This is a genomic window from Pseudarthrobacter sp. 05T312 (assembly GCF_056396685.1).
The window spans coordinates 20,868-38,326 of record NZ_JBFTLY010000022.1 but is presented as its reverse complement, the minus strand read 5'-3'; the positions used below and the strand labels follow the sequence as shown (position 1 = coordinate 38,326).

At 66.0% G+C, this 17,459-nt stretch carries 16 protein-coding genes and 1 pseudogene; 4 read left to right on the top strand and 13 right to left on the bottom strand.

The window, feature by feature from the left end; genetic code table 11:
* Positions 1-14: 14 nt before the first annotated feature.
* On the top strand, positions 15-353 hold the full coding sequence (locus tag AC1DIP_RS19775; protein WP_477734798.1) for a YciI family protein: 339 nt from the start codon (positions 15-17) through the stop codon (positions 351-353).
* Here AC1DIP_RS19775 and AC1DIP_RS19770 read toward each other — a convergent pair.
* Positions 319-957, bottom strand: coding sequence for a sensor histidine kinase (locus tag AC1DIP_RS19770; RefSeq protein WP_477734931.1), 639 nt, complete (start codon positions 955-957; stop codon positions 319-321). The genes AC1DIP_RS19775 and AC1DIP_RS19770 overlap by 35 nt on opposite strands.
* A gap of 288 nt (positions 958-1,245) precedes the next feature.
* On the opposite strand from AC1DIP_RS19770, the pseudogene AC1DIP_RS19765 reads away from it, so the two are divergent.
* A pseudogene (locus tag AC1DIP_RS19765) lies at positions 1,246-2,347 on the top strand (IS256 family transposase).
* Positions 2,348-2,403: 56 nt separating this feature from the next.
* On the opposite strand, the gene AC1DIP_RS19760 reads toward AC1DIP_RS19765, so the two are convergent.
* The 4 genes from AC1DIP_RS19760 to AC1DIP_RS19745 form a co-directional block, all read right to left on the bottom strand.
* The gene (locus AC1DIP_RS19760; RefSeq protein ID WP_477734797.1) at positions 2,404-2,568 is read right to left on the bottom strand and encodes a hypothetical protein; all 165 of its coding nucleotides are present in this window, start codon (positions 2,566-2,568) and stop codon (positions 2,404-2,406) included.
* Positions 2,569-2,865: 297 nt separating this feature from the next.
* Positions 2,866-3,600 carry a CPBP family intramembrane glutamic endopeptidase gene (locus AC1DIP_RS19755; protein ID WP_477734796.1) on the bottom strand — a complete coding sequence of 245 codons (735 nt, stop codon included), beginning with the start codon at positions 3,598-3,600 and terminating at the stop codon, positions 2,866-2,868.
* 15 nt (positions 3,601-3,615) lie between these two features.
* Entirely contained in the window at positions 3,616-4,149 is a 534-nt protein-coding gene (locus AC1DIP_RS19750; protein WP_477734795.1) for a CcdC protein domain-containing protein, read from the bottom strand.
* Positions 4,150-4,289: 140 nt separating this feature from the next.
* Positions 4,290-4,970, bottom strand: coding sequence for a response regulator (locus AC1DIP_RS19745; RefSeq protein ID WP_477734794.1), 681 nt, complete (start codon positions 4,968-4,970; stop codon positions 4,290-4,292).
* A gap of 96 nt (positions 4,971-5,066) precedes the next feature.
* Between AC1DIP_RS19745 and AC1DIP_RS19740 the strand changes: the two genes are divergently transcribed.
* Positions 5,067-6,221 carry a sensor histidine kinase gene (locus AC1DIP_RS19740; RefSeq protein ID WP_477734793.1) on the top strand — a complete coding sequence of 385 codons (1,155 nt, stop codon included), beginning with the start codon at positions 5,067-5,069 and terminating at the stop codon, positions 6,219-6,221.
* A gap of 449 nt (positions 6,222-6,670) precedes the next feature.
* The gene (locus tag AC1DIP_RS19735; RefSeq protein ID WP_477734792.1) at positions 6,671-8,017 is read left to right on the top strand and encodes an MFS transporter; all 1,347 of its coding nucleotides are present in this window, start codon (positions 6,671-6,673) and stop codon (positions 8,015-8,017) included.
* A gap of 314 nt (positions 8,018-8,331) precedes the next feature.
* On the opposite strand, the gene AC1DIP_RS19730 is transcribed toward AC1DIP_RS19735, so the two are convergent.
* From AC1DIP_RS19730 to AC1DIP_RS19695, 8 genes are all read right to left on the bottom strand, one after another.
* The gene (locus AC1DIP_RS19730) at positions 8,332-10,182 is read right to left on the bottom strand and encodes a glycoside hydrolase family 15 protein (RefSeq protein WP_477734791.1); all 1,851 of its coding nucleotides are present in this window, start codon (positions 10,180-10,182) and stop codon (positions 8,332-8,334) included.
* Between the two features lie 75 nt (positions 10,183-10,257).
* Positions 10,258-11,013, bottom strand: coding sequence for a ZIP family metal transporter (locus tag AC1DIP_RS19725; RefSeq protein WP_377204651.1), 756 nt, complete (start codon positions 11,011-11,013; stop codon positions 10,258-10,260).
* On the bottom strand, positions 11,013-11,630 hold the full coding sequence (locus tag AC1DIP_RS19720; protein ID WP_477734790.1) for a hypothetical protein: 618 nt from the start codon (positions 11,628-11,630) through the stop codon (positions 11,013-11,015). Before AC1DIP_RS19720 ends, AC1DIP_RS19725 begins: the two co-directional genes overlap by 1 nt.
* 31 nt (positions 11,631-11,661) lie before the next feature.
* Positions 11,662-12,765 carry an enolase C-terminal domain-like protein gene (locus tag AC1DIP_RS19715; protein ID WP_377204653.1) on the bottom strand — a complete coding sequence of 368 codons (1,104 nt, stop codon included), beginning with the start codon at positions 12,763-12,765 and terminating at the stop codon, positions 11,662-11,664.
* A gap of 3 nt (positions 12,766-12,768) precedes the next feature.
* Complete coding sequence (locus AC1DIP_RS19710) at positions 12,769-14,559, bottom strand: thiamine pyrophosphate-requiring protein (RefSeq protein ID WP_477734789.1); 1,791 nt, start codon at positions 14,557-14,559, stop codon at positions 12,769-12,771.
* Positions 14,560-14,561: 2 nt separating this feature from the next.
* Positions 14,562-16,217: a GMC family oxidoreductase gene (locus AC1DIP_RS19705; protein WP_477734788.1), complete on the bottom strand. Its 1,656-nt coding sequence runs from the start codon at positions 16,215-16,217 to the stop codon at positions 14,562-14,564.
* Entirely contained in the window at positions 16,214-16,855 is a 642-nt protein-coding gene (locus AC1DIP_RS19700) for a gluconate 2-dehydrogenase subunit 3 family protein (protein WP_477734787.1), read from the bottom strand. Before AC1DIP_RS19700 ends, AC1DIP_RS19705 begins: the two co-directional genes overlap by 4 nt.
* Positions 16,852-17,319 (bottom strand): hypothetical protein, encoded by a 468-nt coding sequence (locus tag AC1DIP_RS19695; RefSeq protein ID WP_285243599.1) that lies wholly within the window; start codon positions 17,317-17,319, stop codon positions 16,852-16,854. The genes AC1DIP_RS19700 and AC1DIP_RS19695 overlap by 4 nt, the downstream gene beginning before the upstream one ends.
* Between the last annotated feature and the right edge of the window lie 140 nt (positions 17,320-17,459).

The following is a 17,459-nucleotide window of genomic DNA, read 5'->3' as shown; positions in this document are numbered from 1 at the left end:
TGGGAGAAAGAGAAATGTCCGCCCTACAGGAACACCACAAACAGCTGTTCGTTCTGTCCGTAACTTACCTGGTCGACCTAACAGAAGTGGACCGGCACCTTGACGCGCACCGGGAGTGGCTGGATAAGAACTTCGCGTCGGGACTGTTCATGGTTTCCGGGCCGCAGGTTCCCCGGCGGGGCGGGGTGATTCTCGCCAGGGCCAACAACGAATTGTCGATCACGGAAGCGGTCAACCAGGACCCGTTTGTCCGCGCAGGCGTTGCCCGCTATGACATCGTTGCGTTCAGCCCGACGCGGGGGCCGTACGCTGCCCAGCTTATGGAGGCTCCTGCGACAACCCCGGCCAACTAGCGCAGCTGCTAGATTCCTCTGCACCCCCTGGCGCGGCGGTCACGTACGGAAGGCTCACATGCACACGGAAACCTGCCCGGAAAGGGCCAGCGGTTACCGTGCCGCCGGCAAGATCAGCACGTTCGGTCATGCCCGTTCGGCCATACCCCGGTGCCGCCGACGGCAGTTCCCGCGGCCCAGAAGTGTTGGTGACATACACGTCCACCGTGCAAGGCCCCCAGACAAGCTCAACCTCGACGTCGGACCCAGGGGCATGCTTCCGGACATGGGAGAGAGATTCCTGGGCGGCACGGTACAGTGCCAGCTCAGCGTCCGGAGTCAGCGGCGCAGGGATTCCCCGGTTGCTGTAGGAGACATGACCCGGTGAGGCGCGGCGATGCTCATCAACCAGAGACTCAATCCGTTCAGGCCCCGGCAGCTCCTTTCCCCGCAGGGTCCGGACGGCATGCCGGGCCTCGGCAAGACCCGCTCGGGAAAGTTGCTGGGCCTGCTGCATCGTTTCGAGGACTCTTGGATCGGTCCGGGTGCTTTGAGCCAGCAGCGTGCTCCTTTCAACCTGAAGAACAAGACCCGAGAGAGTGTGGGCCAGACGGTGAAAACACACCTCCAACCACTTGCTTTCCAAAAACGGCAATGCGGGACCGGGCCCAGCTGGTCGGTCACGCCTCCCGTGATCGCCTAGTCAAGGGCCGAACGGGTACGCTCTTCACGCCAGGGACGCAACACTGACCTAGCGCGCTGACGCAACAAGACATCAGCATCCGCCACGTCATTCCTCGGGCCGTGTGTTCGAACAAAGCCACGCCGAGTTCTTCCCTGAGGGGGACTGTGGAATTAACGGTGTATCCGGCTCGACACGCCGGGCGGTGAGCCTGGCGGGGAGGAGCCCGATATGGCCGCAACACTTGAGGCTGTGCCGAGTACGAAAACCGTTGAGAAACTGACAGAGAAGTCCGAGGCCGAGGCCGCGCGGGAGCTGGTGAGGATGGCCAAGGAACAGGGCCTGTCCCTGACCGGACCGGACGGTCTGCTCAAGCAGCTGACCAAGACCGTCATCGAGACCGCCTTGGACGAGGAACTGACCGAGCACCTCGGTTATGAACGGCACGACACGGCTGCAAAGGTCACTGCCAACTCGCGCAACGGCACCCGGCCCAAGACCGTGCTGACAGAGACGACAGGCCCGGTGGACATTGACGTTCCGCGGGACCGGGACGGCACGTTCGAGCCCAAGATCGTCGCCAAGCGCCAGCGCCGGCTGACCGGTGTTGATGAGATGGTCCTTTCGCTGTATGCCAAGGGCCTGACCACCGGGGAGATCAGCGCCCATTTCGCCGAAATCTACGGCGCCTCGGTCTCGAAGGAGACGGTCTCGCGGATTACCGACCGGGTGCTTGAGGAGATGGCGGCGTGGCAGAACCGGCCGCTGGACGAGGTGTACGCCGCGATCTTCATTGACGCTATTGTCGTCAAGGTCAGGGACGGGCAGGTGGCCAACCGGCCCGTCTACGCCGCCATCGGGGTCACGCTCGCGGGCGAGAAGGACATTCTGGGCCTCTGGGCCGGGACCGGTGGGGAAGGCGCCAAGTTCTGGATGAGCGTGCTGACCGACATCAAGAACCGCGGCGTGAAGGACACCTTCTTCCTCGTCTGTGACGGGCTCAAGGGCCTGCCCGAGGTTGTCACCAACGTCTGGCCGCTGACGACGGTGCAGACGTGCATTATCCACCTGATCCGGAACACGTTCCGTCTGGCCTCGAGGCAGGACTGGGACGCCCTCAAACGCGATGTGAAGCCGATCTACACCGCGGTCAATGCCACGGCGGCAAGGGCGGCGTTTGAGGAGCTCACGGAGCGCTGGGGCAGGAAGTACGGGGCGATCCCTCGATCCGACCGGTGCCGGCAGGACCCGATGGACAATGCGCTGGAAGCCCGCTTTGAACGCCTTCGCCATCACTTTCAGCGACCGATTCCCGGCAGCCGAAAGCTACTAAAAGAAACCGCCGGATACACCGTTAATGAGATAGTCCCTGGACTTACGCCACCTCGACTATTTCGTCGTCCTGTCCTCGTTGTCCCCCTGGATAGCGGGATCGGCAGAGCATCGGGCGTCGGCGAGAGCGAGCCGTTCTTTGTATTTGAAGTACTGGCTGAAGGTGGCGTAGGTGGTACCGGAGAGGATGAGGGCTACCGGCACGGTCCAGGCAAAATCCATTTGTGGGGTTTCCTAGGTCTCGTAGTCTGTCTGAGCAGCCGGCCTGCGCCGGCACTCTCACGCGGGGTGATCAGGTCGCTCGGATCGGGTGCTAGTTGGAGCGGTTTAGTAGTCGGGCGCGCAATCGGTGGAGTTTCGGCATGATTCCTTGGATGACGATCGGAACGGCGATCGTTGCCAGCACGAAAGTACGCAGGATCAGGTGGTGAGTGGCAAGCTGCATTCACCGAATGCGAGGTTGGTGGCTGTCAGGGTCGGGAATACAGCGAGCCAGATCGTGAGTGTTGGTGTGAGTGGTTAGAGCATTGGCCAGAGATGGTCTTCGCCGTTGGGGTGGGCTTTGCGGAGGATCCGTAACCCGTAAGTGAGCAGGATGATGTCGCCGCCGATCATGAGGATCCACCGCCAGGTGCTGGTCACCTCTCCGATCTGCAGCGCAATGTCCGTCAGGGCGTGGATGATGATGAGTGGCCACAGTGATACGCCCCTGAGCCTCAGGGCGGCCATACCGATCCCGAAGCAGGTAGCACCGACCACTTGTGCAGCGGTCACGGCCGGGTTGGCGCCGAAGGCGATGTTGACCAGGTGTATGACCCCGAACAGGGCAGATGAGAGCAGTGCCGCCTTCACGGGGGTCCAGGCTCCCAGGCTGTTCAGGATCAGCCCCCGGAACCAGAACTCCTCGTAGACCCCGGTGGCCACGTACCCGAGGACGAGAGTGCCGGCCGCCTCCAGACCGACGTCCTTGATACCGGGAAGGAAAGGGGCGAGGGCCACCAGCAGGGGCACGATGAGCAGGACGGGGTGAATCCGACCCGAGGTCAGGAGGTCCCTGCGGGTCACGGCGATGGTGATCGTGGCGAACGCAGCAAGAACAAGCACAGCGATGAGGCGTTGCTGCATGGGTTCCATGGCGGGTGCCAGCCATTGGATGATAAGGGCCGCGGCGATGGTGAGGCCGGCGGTGAGGCCGGTCAGGGACAGGGCAGTGGTCAGCGGTCGTGCGGGTGCGGAGGTATCGGTGGTGGTCATGGTGGGCTCCCGGGATCAGTAGCCGCGGACGGGCTGGGGCGTGGTGGCGTCGGCCTGGATCGGCAGGGTCCGGCAGCGGATGTAGGTGGTGAGGACCCGGGCGGCCACCATGGTCAGGGCCATGATGATGAACGCCGCCGTCCAGGCGTCGGAGCCGGTGATGGAGTTGCTGATGGAGAAGTCACGGACGGCAGGGGCCGCCCACCCGCTGGCCGATTCGGCGAAGGCGACCCGTCCGCCGATGACCATCAGCCACAGCAGCGCGTACGGGAATCCGGCGCGGCTGATGATCTGGCCGCGGGGGCCGCGTTCGACCCGCATCAGGAGGGCGGCGAGGATACCCAGGCCGATGCCGGCGCCGGCTCCGATGTAATCCAGGGCGAGGTCGTTGCCGCGGGTCGGGACGTTGGTGAGCAGCAGAATCCCTGCCACGGCGGCGAGGATGATCGGCAAGGTGAGGCGGCGGCGGGTGACCGAACGGGTGCCGAGGTTGGTGGCGAGGATGAAGATCAGAAGGCCAGCGTTGAGCAGCCATTGGGTTGTGGTCATGGGGTTTCTCCGGTGCGTTTGAGGGCTCGTGGGGAGCTCGTCGGGGTGCTTGTTTCCAAGCTACGCAGGAGAATCCGGGACCGATTCGGCCCGTCGGTGGATTCGTGATTCAGGTGTTCTCCACCCTGGGGTGGAGGAGCCTAGCCGGTGATGAGCCGGTGGCGGAACGCGTAGGCGACCAGCTGGGCCCGGTCGCGCATGCCTGTCTTGGCGAGCAGGTGGTTGATGTGGGTTTTGACCGTGGAGTCTGAGACGAACAGGCGGTCGGCGATCTCGCCGTTGGACAGGCCTTCGGCGACCAGGATCAGGACGTCGGTCTCCCTGGGTGTCAGGGCCGTGGGCGCGTCCGGTAGGTCCTGCCCGGTGTCGGGGACGAGGGCGGTGTGGTCCCCGCGGCGCAGGGCTTCAAGGAGCCGACGTTGGACGGTGGGGTCCAGTTGCGCTTCGCCGGCGGCGACGCTGACGAGGGCCTGGCGGATTTCCTCGGCACCAGCGTCCTTGGTCAGGAACCCGCGGGCACCGGCTTTTAGGGCGGCGAAGACCCATTGGTCATCGGCGTAGGTGGTCAGGACGAGAACCTTGACTTCCGGCATCTCCCGGGTGAGGGCCTCGGTGGCTTCGGCTCCGTTCATCACGGGCATGTTCAGGTCCATCACGACAACGTCCGGGTTGAGCTCCCGGGCCTGGCGGACGGCGTCGGCGCCGTCGACAGCTGTGCCGATGACGGTAATGCCCTCCAGGAGGTTCATGATCATGGACAGCCCGTCCCGGACGATTTTCTGGTCGTCGGCGATGAGCACCCGGACTTCGGCTGTGTCCATCGTTCCCCCTTTGTACAGCGGCCACACTGGGGGAGGTTCGCTGAAGCGTGTTGACGCCGTGTCCCGGATGGACCTGGCGTGTGGAAGTATTCCACCATGATTTCAACCCGCCAATGGCTGACTCCCCTCGGCGTAGCTACCGCCGCCCTCGTGGTCATCATCGCCGGCTTCTCCGGTCCAGGGTTCTCCGGGCAAGGGGACGGGCTGCTGAACCTGGTCTCGGCGCTGGCCTTCGCCGCCGCGGCCGTGCTGTTCCTCGTCCGGGAGAACCTGCCCGGGGCAGGGTTCCTGCTATTGACGGTCCTGATGGGGCTGGGAGTCCTGGGCATGCGTCTTGCAGATCCCGCAGGCGAAGTCCTGGCCTTGTTCCTGCTGGCGGCCTTCACCCCTCTGCGTCCGCCGCGCCCGGCCCTGGCCGTGGTGACCCTGCTGTCGGTTCTGGCCTTCAACGTCCTGCAGCTCAGCTCTGGGCACTCGGCCCTGACGCTGATCTTGGCCACGGACGCCGGGGCAGGATTCTTCTTTCTGGTCGGCACCCTGCTGAGGCGGGAAAAGGAACAGCGGCTGCGCATCACGGTCCTCATGGAAGAGCTCAAAGCCAGCAGGGAAGCGGAGCAGGCCGCGTCGCTGGCCGCTGAACGCGGCCGGATGGCCCGTGACGTTCACGACGTCCTGGCCCACACCCTCTCCGGCCTAGTCCTCCAGCTCGAAGGTGCACGCATGCTCGCGTCAAGCACAGGCGCCGACGAAAGGCTGCTCAAAGCCGTCACCCAGGCCCACAAGCTTTCCCGCTCCGGGCTGACAGAAGCCCGACAGGCCGTGAAGACCCTCCGGGGCGACGACCTGCCAGGCCCGGAGCTGATCGAATCGCTTATCGACCAACACAGACTTACAGCGTCGGGGGAGGCCCGATACCGCACCACGGGAACGCCCGTTGCCCTGCCGCCTGAGGCTGCCCTGGCGCTGTACAGAACAGCCCAGGAGGCCCTGTCGAACGTCCGGAAACACGCGCCCGGGGCAAACGTCGATGTAGAACTCGCCTGGGGAATGGGCCGGGTGGACCTTCAAATCATCAACACCGTGGTCAAGGGTGCCGCCCCTCGTTCAGCAACGCCAGGTTACGGCCTGGCCGGAATGAGAGAACGGGCAGAACTGGCCCGCGGGCACGTTACCAGCGGGTTCACCCTCGAGGGGTACAAGATACACCTGTCTTTGCCCTGCAAGAAAGAAGTGCCGTCACCGCGGTATTAGTTTCAAAAACGTCCAAGAACGTGTACGAGCTGTTTTCAAGCCTCTCCCGAGCCTAGAATCAACGCCGATAATGGAGATTCCGTCAACCTAGCGAGCGGCAGATGAGGCATCGCCCTGCACGGTTACTTGCGCTTCGCCAACCTCCTTGTTCCAGGCCTCTTGGATGGGGACGGAAGATTCGTCGATATGAGCGCAGCTGCGGGTCACAAACTAACTCGGGAAGTGACATCTTGCGGTAGCGCAATAGTTGCGCAAAAATAAAAGAACGATGCTCGGGTGAGGATCGCCAGGTCGAGCGAAAAATTTTGCACTGTCATGTCGGCTCTACCCGAGCAAGTCCTGCTCGTTCCGCCCGGTGGCGGAAAGCGGGTCCGATGGGGCCTGCGGGAGAGCAATCGCTTTGCTGGGGGACGCGGTCTGATCTGCCATATCGCGAAGGAGCATTTCCAATGGCACAGAACGTTAAAACTACGGCGGTGGGCAATGCGCGGTGGAAGCGGTTGATTCCCGTCGCCATCGTTGTCTACATCATCTCGTTCATGGACAGGACGAATATTGGGTTCGCGCTAAACGGACTTCATCAGGACCTGGGTATAGACGCCGCCCAGCAGGGCCTGGCTGCTGGCATCTTCTTCATCGGCTATCTCGTCCTGCAAATTCCGGGCGGCTACCTCGCCGAGCATTGGAGTGCGAAGAAGTTCGTCGGAATCATGGTGCTCATCTGGGGCGTACTGGCCGTCCTTTCCGGCTTCATCCAGGACTTCACACAGCTGCTCGTGGTGCGCTTTTTCCTGGGCGTGGCCGAGGCGGGAATCTGGCCGGCGATCCTTGTTCTGATCAGCCACTGGTTCCCCGCTGCGGAGCGGGCGCGGGCCTACGCGTTCTGGATGATGAATATTGCCATCGCTTCGATCATTACGGCGCCCCTTTCCGGATGGATACTCTCCTTCTCGGACTGGCGGTGGCTGTTTATCATTGAGGGCATTTTCCCGTTCGTTATCGCCGCACCCCTGTGGTGGGCCCTGATCGCTGACCATCCACGCGCGGCGGCATGGTGCTCCGTCCAGGAGCGGGAGTACATCGAGAGGGGACTTGCTGCTGACGCAAAGGCACATCCTCAGCAGGAGAAGCTGGGCCTGCGCCATGTCATGTCCAACACGGTCGTGTGGCGGCTGACGCTGGTGTACTTCCTCATCCAGATTGGCTTCTATGGCATCAACATATGGCTCCCGCATGTGATCAAGACGATCACATCCGGGTCCTCTGTGGAGGTGGGGCTGATCACCGCAATTCCGTACGTGCTGGCGATGGTCGGTCTCTGGTACAACGCCAAAGCAGCTGACCGTTCGGGCCGTTACTCCACCCACGTGTTGCTGTCGATGGCGGTCGGTGCTGTTGCGTTGGTGGTCTCGGTAGCAACCGGTGACAATGCGCCGTTCCTCGCGGTAACCCTCATCAGCATCGCCGTCGCCGGGGCCTTGGCCTATGACGGCCCCTTCTGGGCTTCAGCGTCCCGTGCGATGCCGGTCGCCGTGGCCGGCACAGCCATGGGGCTGATCAATGCGGTAGGAAATCTCGGCGGATTCGTGGGACCGTACGTTGGTGGTTTTCTGCAGGATGCGACGCACGGCAGTTTCCTGGCCACGTCCATCTTCCTGGCAGGCTGCCTCCTGGCCGCCGGCCTGGTGATGCTGACACTGCGGCGCAGCGGTGACAGGCCGCTGTCAGTCAACCGGTCGCAGGGGGCGCGTTCCGGAGGGCCAGAGGCGCAAACAACCAGGCAGAAGACATCCTGACGGGCGGACATTGCGCCAAAGGCCAACCGGGCGGCCACGAGATGCTTGTCGCCGCCCGGCAGCGGTAGCCACTCCTCACGGACTCACCGGCGACGATGGGCCAGCCGCAAGGTGCGGCATGGCCCACCGTTGCGTCTTGTCGATGTCGCTTCCTGTCGAGGTTGAGAGTCCGTGCGCTTCCGTGCGCCGCTCGCATCCATGCAGGCAACGCGGGCTTCCGATCCATCCCTTATTTAAGTTCTCTTTATCATCTGTACCTTCAGTCGCCGTGATCCTGCCGGAGGGGCTAAGTGCAGCGCCGATAGCTTTGCGCTTCATGTGGCCCTTCCGTTCAAAGAGCGGTCCGGCTCGCCCTGGCTTGGTTCATGTTCCTTAGGGCTGGGTAGCGGGGTGTTGCTGTGCCTTGAGTGCCCATGGTGGAGTTGGAGGGCGCAGTGGATCAGCGGGAAGTGGCTGAAGGCCTGGGGTGTGTTGCCTAGTTGACGGTGGGCTTTCGGGTCCCATTCTTCGCTGAGCAGGCCGACGTCATTGCGGAGTGTAAGCAGGCGTTCGAACAGGTTCGCGGCCTCGTCCCGGCGGCCGATGCCCAGGAGTGCGTCGGCCAGCCAGAAGGAGCAGGCCAGGAAGACGCCCTCGGTGCCGGGCAGCCCGTCATTGCTGGCTTCCGGATGGTATCGGAGGACGAACCCGTCCTGCGTCAGGTTCCGCTGGATCGCGTCGACCGTGCCCACCACGCGGGGATGGTCGTGGGGAAGGAACCCGACGCGGGGGATCAGCAGCAGGCTGGCGTCGAGTTCCTTGCTGCCGTAGGACTGGACGAAAGTGTTTCGTTTTTCGTCGAAGCCGTGGGCCATGACATCGTCGTGGATCTCCTTGCGCAGTCTGGCCCAGCGTTCGCCGGGTCCGGGCAGGCCGGACTCCTGGACTGCCTTGACCATCCGGTCCGCGGCGACCCAGGCCATTACCTTGGAATGGGTGAAATGGCGCCGGGGTCCGCGCATCTCCCAGAGCCCGTTGTCCGGCCGGTCCCATGCGCCCTCCAGGTATTCCATCAACGCCACCTGGATGTCCCAGGAATCATCCGTAGTGCCGGGGTCCGCGGCGCGGGTGAGGGCCAGGCCGTCCAGGACCTCTCCCCACACGTCCAGCTGCAGCTGCGGGGCGGCGGCGTTGCCGGTGCGGACCGGTTTGGAGTTCTCGAAGCCCGCCAGCCACGGCAGTTCGGCTTCGGGCAGCCTTCGGGTGCCGTCCAGCCCGTACATGATCTGCAGGTCCGCGGGGTTGCCGGCCACGGCGCGCAGCAGCCACTCCCGCCACGCCGCGGCTTCGTCGACATACCCGCATGCCAGCAGGGACTGCAGGGTCAGGGTGGCGTCACGCAGCCAGCAGAAGCGGTAGTCCCAGTTGCGGCTGCCCCCTGGGTCCTCGGGCAGTGAGGTGGTGGCGGCGGCCACGATGCCGCCGGTGGGGGCGTAGGTGAGAGCCTTGAGCGTGATCAGGGACCGCTCCACGGCGTCCTTGTAGTCCCCGGCCATGGTGTTCCGGCCGATCCATTGCTCCCAATACTCCTGGGTGGAGGCCAGCGCGGTCTCCGGATCGGTTTGGTCCGGGACCGGTTTGTAGCTGTGCGCCCAGCGCAGGACGAACGGGATGCGGTCGCCGGCTTTGACGGTGAATTCGCTGACGGTCCGCATGTCCCGGCCTTCCAGGGGCGCGGGGGTGCTGAGGTAGGCGGCGTCCGGGCCGGCGATGGCGCTGATGCCATGGTCCATGCGGCGGACCCATGGAACGATCCGGCCGTAATCGAAGCGCAGGCACAGGTCCCCCTGCATGGCGACGCTCCCTTTCAGGCCCTCCACGATACGTACCATGTCCGCGGAATCATCCCGGACCGGCATGAAGTCGGTGACCCTGACGCTTCCGTGCGCCGTGTCCCATTCCGTCTCCAGGATCAGCGTTCCGGGCCGGTAGCGCCGGCGGGTGCAGTCGCCAGCCCCGGCGGGGGCCAGCCGCCACCGTCCCGCATCCGGGGTGTCCAGCAGGGCCGCGAAGCAGGCCGGCGAATCGAAGTTCGGCAGGCACATCCAGTCCACGGACCCGCTGCGGCCCACCAGCGCCGCCGTATGCAGGTCACCGATGATTGCGTAGTCTTCGATCCTTGCCATCCGTCCCTCCCGGGTCTCGTGTCTTAAGCAACTTCCGTGTCGGTTGGCGCCGGCGGTGCAGCCTTCCCGCGGGACCTACCCGCCCACCTGGTCCACCGTGAAGGCCGTCAGGAAACCCGCGGCGGCGATCAGCCCGGTGAGCAGATGGTGCTCCTCGAAGGCTTCGGGAATCATCGTGTCCGCCAGCATGGCCAGGATGGCTCCGGCCGCCACAGCGGTAATGAAGGCCACCACTTCCCCCGGGGCCCCCTGCAGGACCACGAACCCAATCAGGGCGGCCAGCCCGGAAAGCACCGCGATCCCACCCCACACGCCAAAAACGTACTTGGCGCCGCGCCCGGCCTTCTTCATGCCCGCAGTACTGGAAAGCCCCTCCGGAACGTTGGAGATGAAGACGGCGGCCAGCATCGCGGGGCTCACGGCCCCGGCGGTCACCAAACCGACCCCCAGGACCACCGATTCCGGTATACCGTCCAGCAGCGCCCCGATGGCAATGGCCGTCCCGCTGCCCGGCTTCTCCTGTTCGGAGGGCTGTTTGCCGCCCGAGCGTTTCCGGTGCTTGGCGCCTTTCCTGGCCAGCAGGAAATTAGCAGCAACGTACACCAGGGCGCCGGTGGCGAACCCGCCGATGGTGGGCCAGAGCCCGCCGCCGTTGACGGCCTCCTCCACGAGTTCAAAGGACAACGCAGAGATCAGGACCCCCGCACCGAACGACATCACGGAGGACACCACCTTCGGCGGGATCCGCCACTTCCATGCCAGGGCGCACCCCACCACCAGCGCCCCGCCGGCGATGGTGCCCCACATCCACGCCTGCAACCATTCCGGCATCAGGCACCACCCGCTGTCGAATGCGCTGTCCTCCGATGCCGGGCGTTCCTGGCTGCCCACACGGCCACAACGGCCAGGAGGCCAACCAAAGCTGATGCTGCCATTGCCGGCAGCTGCCGCACGGCCCGGGTGTTTCCGAGGACGGTGCGGGGGTCCGGGCGCGGCTCCGGCGTGCTGAGGGTGACGTCGCGGCTGTCGAGTTCCCAGGCGGAGGCGGGAGGGAATGTCCCGGCGGGCAGCTTGTCCTTCCGCAGCTCCCGGCGCCGGGCCAGGCGCTTCCGCACCCCGTCGTTCGGGGCAGGCACGGCGGCCTCGGCCGCCAGGGCTGCGGGAAGGTCGATGATGTAGGGCTCGCCATGGAACGCCGCGGAAGCCACCGAGTCCAGCCAGATGGTGGTGGGCGCCTTCACGCCCCGGCGCGAGAATTCCGCCTGGAGCATCTCCCGGATCTCGTGCAGGCTCCTCCCGCCGGCCGCCCGCGTCACCTCGAAGATCGCCGCCTGGAGCTGGGCTTTCTCCCCGGCGGCAGGGTCCTTGGCGCTGGGGTCCTGGCCTGTCGGGTCCGGGTTCAGCGGCGTGGCGTCTGGCGGGTTTCCGCTGCCTGGGCTGGTGCTCATGGGCTTCCTCTCCGTCCTGTCATCCTGCTTTTCAATGAATCCGGTAGGGCTCTGCGTCGGTGGCGCGGAAGGCCAGCCCATTGCCGGGAGCATCTGCTGGCCGCAGACACCCACCGCGGGGGTCAAGCGTTCCGTCAAAGAAGAGGTTTTCGATCCGGACGTGGTCGTGGAACCATTCCAGGTGCCGGAAGTTGGGGGTTGCGGCGGCGACGGCGGCACTGAGGTGGGGTGCGCAGTGTCCCGAGACCTCCAGGTCGTGGGCGGCGGCGACGGCGGCGATCCGCAGCCATTCGCTGATCCCGCCGCACCTGCTGACGTCCGCCTGCAGGCAGTCCACGGCGTCGGCGCTGCACATGCGCTGGAAGTAGGGGAGCCCGGTGCCGTATTCGCCGGCTGCCACGTCGGCGTCGACGGCTGCACGCACCGCCCGCAGCCCCGCGAGGTCATCGCTGGAGACCGGCTCTTCGAACCAGGTGACGTGCTCTTCTGCTGCGTCCCGCATCACCCGTACCGCCTGCTTGGCGGTGTAGCCGCCGTTGGCGTCGACGAACAGTTCGGTACCGGGGCCGACGGCGGTACGCGCCTGGCGGATGCGTTCCAGGTCCCGGGGGACGTTCGTTCCGCTGTCCTGGCCGATCTTGATCTTCACCCTTGGGATGCGCTGTTCCCGGGCCCAGCCCTGCAGTTGGTCCCGCAGCTGGTCTTCGGTGTAGGTGGTGAACCCGCCGCTGCCGTACACCGCCACGGTGTCCCGGACAGCGCCGAGGAGCTTGTGCAGCGGCAGCTCGAGCAGCCGGGCTTTCAGGTCCCAGAGGGCACAGTCGACGGCGGACACGGCGTAGGAGCCAAGGCCCGTCCGGCCCGGGTTGCGCACCGCCCGGGCCATCGCCGCGGCCGCCGCCGGCACGTCCAGGACGTCAACGCCCTGGACGGCCGGGGCCAGGAGGCCTTCCACCAGGGCCGCCGCTGCTGCCGGGGCGTAGGTCCAGCCCAGTCCCGTCGTCCCGCCGCCGTCCGCTTCCACCAGGACCAGCGTGGTGGAGTCCCAGGTGTAGGTGCCGTCCGCTTCGGGCGCGTCGGCGGGAACCGTGTAGGCGGTTGCCCGGATTGCCGTGACGGGTGTGGCGGCGGGCATGCCTCAGCCCTCCTTGTGCGGCAGGAATTCCTGGATCTTGGTCTTGACCCCTTCCTTCACCACACCCCAGGCGCTGTCATCACCCTTGACCATGGCCTCCGCCGTCTTCCGCGCCTGTTCAAAGGTGGCGTGCGGCGGAATCGGCGGAATATCGGGATCGGTGCGGACGTCCAGGACCGTGGGCCGGTCCGCGGTGAGGGCCTTCTCCCAAGCCGGCCCCACGTCGTCGGGATCCTCCACGTGGAGCCCCTGCAGCCCCAGGCTTTCGGCGAAACCCGCGTAGTCGACGTCGGGCAGCACCTGAGATTCGCGGAAGGCCGGCACCCCGCCCATGGCCCGCATCTCCCAGGTGACCTGGTTCAGGTCGTTGTTGTGCAAGACGGCCACCACCAGCCGCGGATCATCCCATTCCCGCCAGTAGTGCTTCACGGTGATGAGCTCCGCCAGCCCGTTCATCTGCATGGCGCCGTCACCGGCGAACGCAATGGCGGGCCGGCCCGGGAAGGCGAACTTGGCGCCAATGGCGTAGGGGACACCCGGACCCATGGTGGCCAGGTTCCCGGACAGCGAACCGCGGACCCCCTCCCGGAACTTCAGCTGCCGCGCGTACCAGTTCGCTGACGAGCCGGAATCCGCACTGAGCATCGCATCCGCCGGCAGCCGGGTGGAGAGCTCGGCGAAGAGCCGCATCGGGTTGACCGGATTGGCATCGACCATGGCCTCGTCATGCATGGTCTCCCACCAGCGGCTGATGTTCGACTCCAGGTTTTCCCGCCAGGACCGGTCCTGCTTGCGTGCCAGGTACGGGATCAGGGCGCGCAGGGCAGTGGCGGCGTCGGCCACGATGTTGAATTCGTTGGTGTAGCGCAGCCCGATCATCTTCGGGTCCACGTCGATCTGCACGCCGCGGGCCTGGCCGGGTTCGGGCAGGAACTGCGTGTACGGGAAGCTGGACCCCACCGTGAGCAGGGTGTCGCAGTCCCGCATCATTTCATAGCTGGGGCGCGTGCCCAGCAGCCCGATGGAACCGGTGACGTAGGGCAGGTCATCGGGCAGCGAGTCCTTGCCCAGCAGCGCCTTGGCCACCCCGGCCCCCAGCAGTTCGGCCACCTCCCGGACCTCGGCGGCCGCACCGCGGGCGCCCTGCCCGATCAGGATGGCCACCTTGGATCCCTCGTTCAGGAGCTGGGCGGCGCCCCGGATTGCCGGAGTGTCCGGCTGGATGTCCGGCCACTGGACGCCGACGCTGGAGGGCACCATTTTGAAATCGTGCGTGGGAGCGGCGTACTCCAGTTCCTGCACGTCGGCCGGGATGATCACCGCGGTGGGTGCCTGCTGGGCTTCGGCGATCCGGATGGCCCTGTCAATGACGTTGGGGAGCTGTTGGGGAACGGTGACCATCTGGACGTAGTCCGAGGAGACGTCCTTGAACAGGGTCAGCAGGTCAACCTCCTGCTGGTAGGACCCGCCCATGGCGCTGCGGGCGGTCTGCCCCACGATGGCCACCACCGGAACGTGGTCCAGCTTGGCGTCATAGAGGCCGTTGAGCAGGTGGATGGCCCCCGGCCCGGAGGTGGCCATGCACACGGCAACCCGGCCGCCGTACTTGGCATAGCCAACGGCCTCGAAGGCCGCCATCTCCTCGTGCCTGGCCTGGATGAATTTCGGCTGGTTGCCCGCCTTGCCAAAGGCGGCCAGGATGCCGTTGATGCCGTCTCCGGGGAAACCGAAGACCTTGTCCACGCCCCACTCGCCCAGCCGGGAGAGCAGGTAGTCGGCCACTGTGGTTGCCATGATCAGTCTTCCTTTGCGCTCATCGGGGCGCCGCGGCGGGCGCCTTGGACCAGGACGCGGGCGGCCCGGGCCGCCAGCGCCATGATGGTCAGGGCCGGGTTGGCGCTGCCCTGGGTGGGCAGCACGCTGCCGTCGGTGACCAGGAGATTGGGTACCGCGAAGCTGCGGCAGTTCCGGTCCACCACGCCGTCCTCCTGGGTGGCTGACATCCGCGCCCCGCCCACCAGGTGCGCGTAACGGTTGATGGTGATGACCTCCTCCGCCCCCGCGGCGGTCAGGATTTCCTCCATCACCTTCTGCGCGGCGGACATCAGCTGCCGGTCGTTATCGCACTGGCTGTAGCTGAAGCGGGCCACGGGGATCCCGTTCCGGTCCGTTTCCTCCGCCAAGGTCACCCGGTTCTCCTCCAGGGGGAGGAATTCGCACAGCGCGCCCAGGCAGGCCCAGTGCGGGTAGTCGCTCATGTAACGGCGAAGGGTGGGCCCCCAGTGCCCCTGGGCTGCAACATGTTCAGCCCAGGTGATGGGCAACGGGGACACACACTGGATGGAGAACCCCCGCTTGTACGGTTTGGAGGGGTCCGTCTCGTAGAAGTCCTCGGTGCTGACTTCCGGGGGAGGGGCCTTCCACATCCGCACCTCGGCCTGGAACCTGCCGGCGGTTTGGGGTGCGCCCTGGACCATCAGGTACCGGCCCACCTGGTCGAAGTCGTTGCACATCCCGTCCGGGAAGCGCGGCGAGGTGGAGTTCAGCAGCAGCCGCGGGGTTTCGATCGAGTAGCCGGCCACCGCCACCATCCGGGCCCGTTGAAATTTGGTTACGCCGCCCTGGACGTATTCCACGCCGGTGGCCAGCCCGGTCCGTTCATCGAAACAAATCCGGGTGGCCATCGAGTCGGCGCGGATTTCTGCGCCGTGGGCCAGCGCGTCCGGAACGTGCGTGATCAGCGAGGACGCTTTGGCATTCACCTTGCAGCCCTGCAGGCAGAAGCCGCGGTAAATGCAGTGCGGCCGGTTGCCGAACCTGCCGTTGGCAATGGCCACCGGACCCACCTTCGCGGTGACGCCGCAGGCATTGGCGCCGCGGAGGAACAGTTCCCCGTTGCCGGACACCGGATGCGGCCGGTGGGGGTAGCCGTGGGGGTCACCCCAGGGCCAGTGTTCGCCGGCGACGGGCAGCTCCGCTTCGATGTCCTCGTAGTACGGCCGCAGGTCCGCGTAGTCCAGGGGCCAGTCCGCGCCCACACCATCGGTACTGAAGGTCCTGAAGTCGCTGGGGTGGAAGCGCGGCGTGTAGCCGGCAAAGTGCACCATCGATCCGCCCACTCCGCGGCCCGAATTGTTCGATCCCAGGGGAACAGGATCTGTCCCCGAGATGACGCGTGGTTCGGTCCAATACAGGTGATGGGACCCGGCCTCATCGCTGACCCAGTCCCGCTCCGGCTCCCAGAACGGCCCCGCCTCCAGTGCCACCGCGTGCCAGCCGGCGCGGGCCAGGCGCTGCAACAGGGTAGACCCACCGGCTCCGCAGCCCACGATCACAATGTCCACCTCATCGGTTTCGCCGTACCGCCGCATGTCCTCCCGCAGCCGCAGGTTGCTTCCCGGCCCGGCGGGCAGCAGCCACGCGGATTCATTGCGTTCACGGACCCTGTTCACCGGTCTGCCCCATGCGTCGGATCCGCACCGGGGCGGATGTCCCGCACCTCGAACGGCTCCAGCCGGTCCACCCCCAGGTTCTTGTAACCGCGGGGGTACGCCGGTCCGGCAAAGCCGATTTCGTCCCAAGCCAGGGGATGGGAGTAGAAGGCGGTGCAGGCATACCGGGTCCACAGGCTCCACACCCGGTCCGCCGGCAGCCCGTGCCAGGGCTCCCGGTCAAGGTTGCAGATGTCCTGCAGGAGCCCGGCCTGCTGGTCCGGATCCAGGCGGGCGAAGGTGCAGCCGGCACGGGAGCGCGCCTCGCTGTCCAGTGCTGCCAGGGTTGCCCGCCAGGCTTCACCGTCCCGCGGCATGTTGTCGTAGTGCCAGCCGTCGGCTTGCTCCTCGGCCAGCCTTGCGTCCACCATGTTCACCACCGGCACGCGGGGTTCGTCCTGCTGGCCCAGCAGCAGGTCGAAGAGGGCGCGGGCCGCGGCCTCCTCCGGGGGCGTGAAGAATCGGACGTCCTGGGGCATGCCCAGGCGGGATTCGACGACGGCGGCGGTGGCCCGGTCCCAATGGTCCGCCTGGGCGAGGGTGCGGAAGCCGGGGTAGCGTCCGCCGCCGTCGGCCTCGGGCAGCGGAAGGCTGCTCATGGTTCCCGCCTCAGGACGGAGGCCAGGACGCCCATGCCGCCCACCAGGGTGACCAGCAGAGGCGCGAACAGCGGCGGCCCCATCTCCAGGTTGTAGCGCAGGTTGGACAGCCCGCCGGGTTTCTGCCGGATCCCCTGCAGGTGCAGCCAGGTTCCCTGCAGTCCGTTGGCAATGATGGCGGCACTGGCCAGGGGGAGGGCGGTCTTTGCCATGCGGCGGCTGAAGACGCCGGCCACTCCCGCGGCGGCCCCTACCGGGCCCAGGGCCACGGGAACCCACATCCACTTGTTGCCGAAGCTGGCCTTGTCATGTTCAAGGTAGATCTCCGCCGCCGTGACCAGGGCCCCGGCAGCTGTCAGCCCTGACAGGGAGCGTTCAAACCGCCCGGTCTGCACGTTCCGGATGAGCCGGTCAATCCCGTTGACCGTGCTGCTGACCGGATCAGCCGGATGGTGCGTCTTCATGATTCTCCTTCATGCCGGCTGCCCACCAGGTGGGGGAAGCTGGCAAACTTTGCGGGGTAGCAACTATTGGAGGAAACTGGTGCCCATGGATACATCTGCCGGGTCTGGGCCGGTCCCTGAAACCTTAAGTCGGGAAGTCG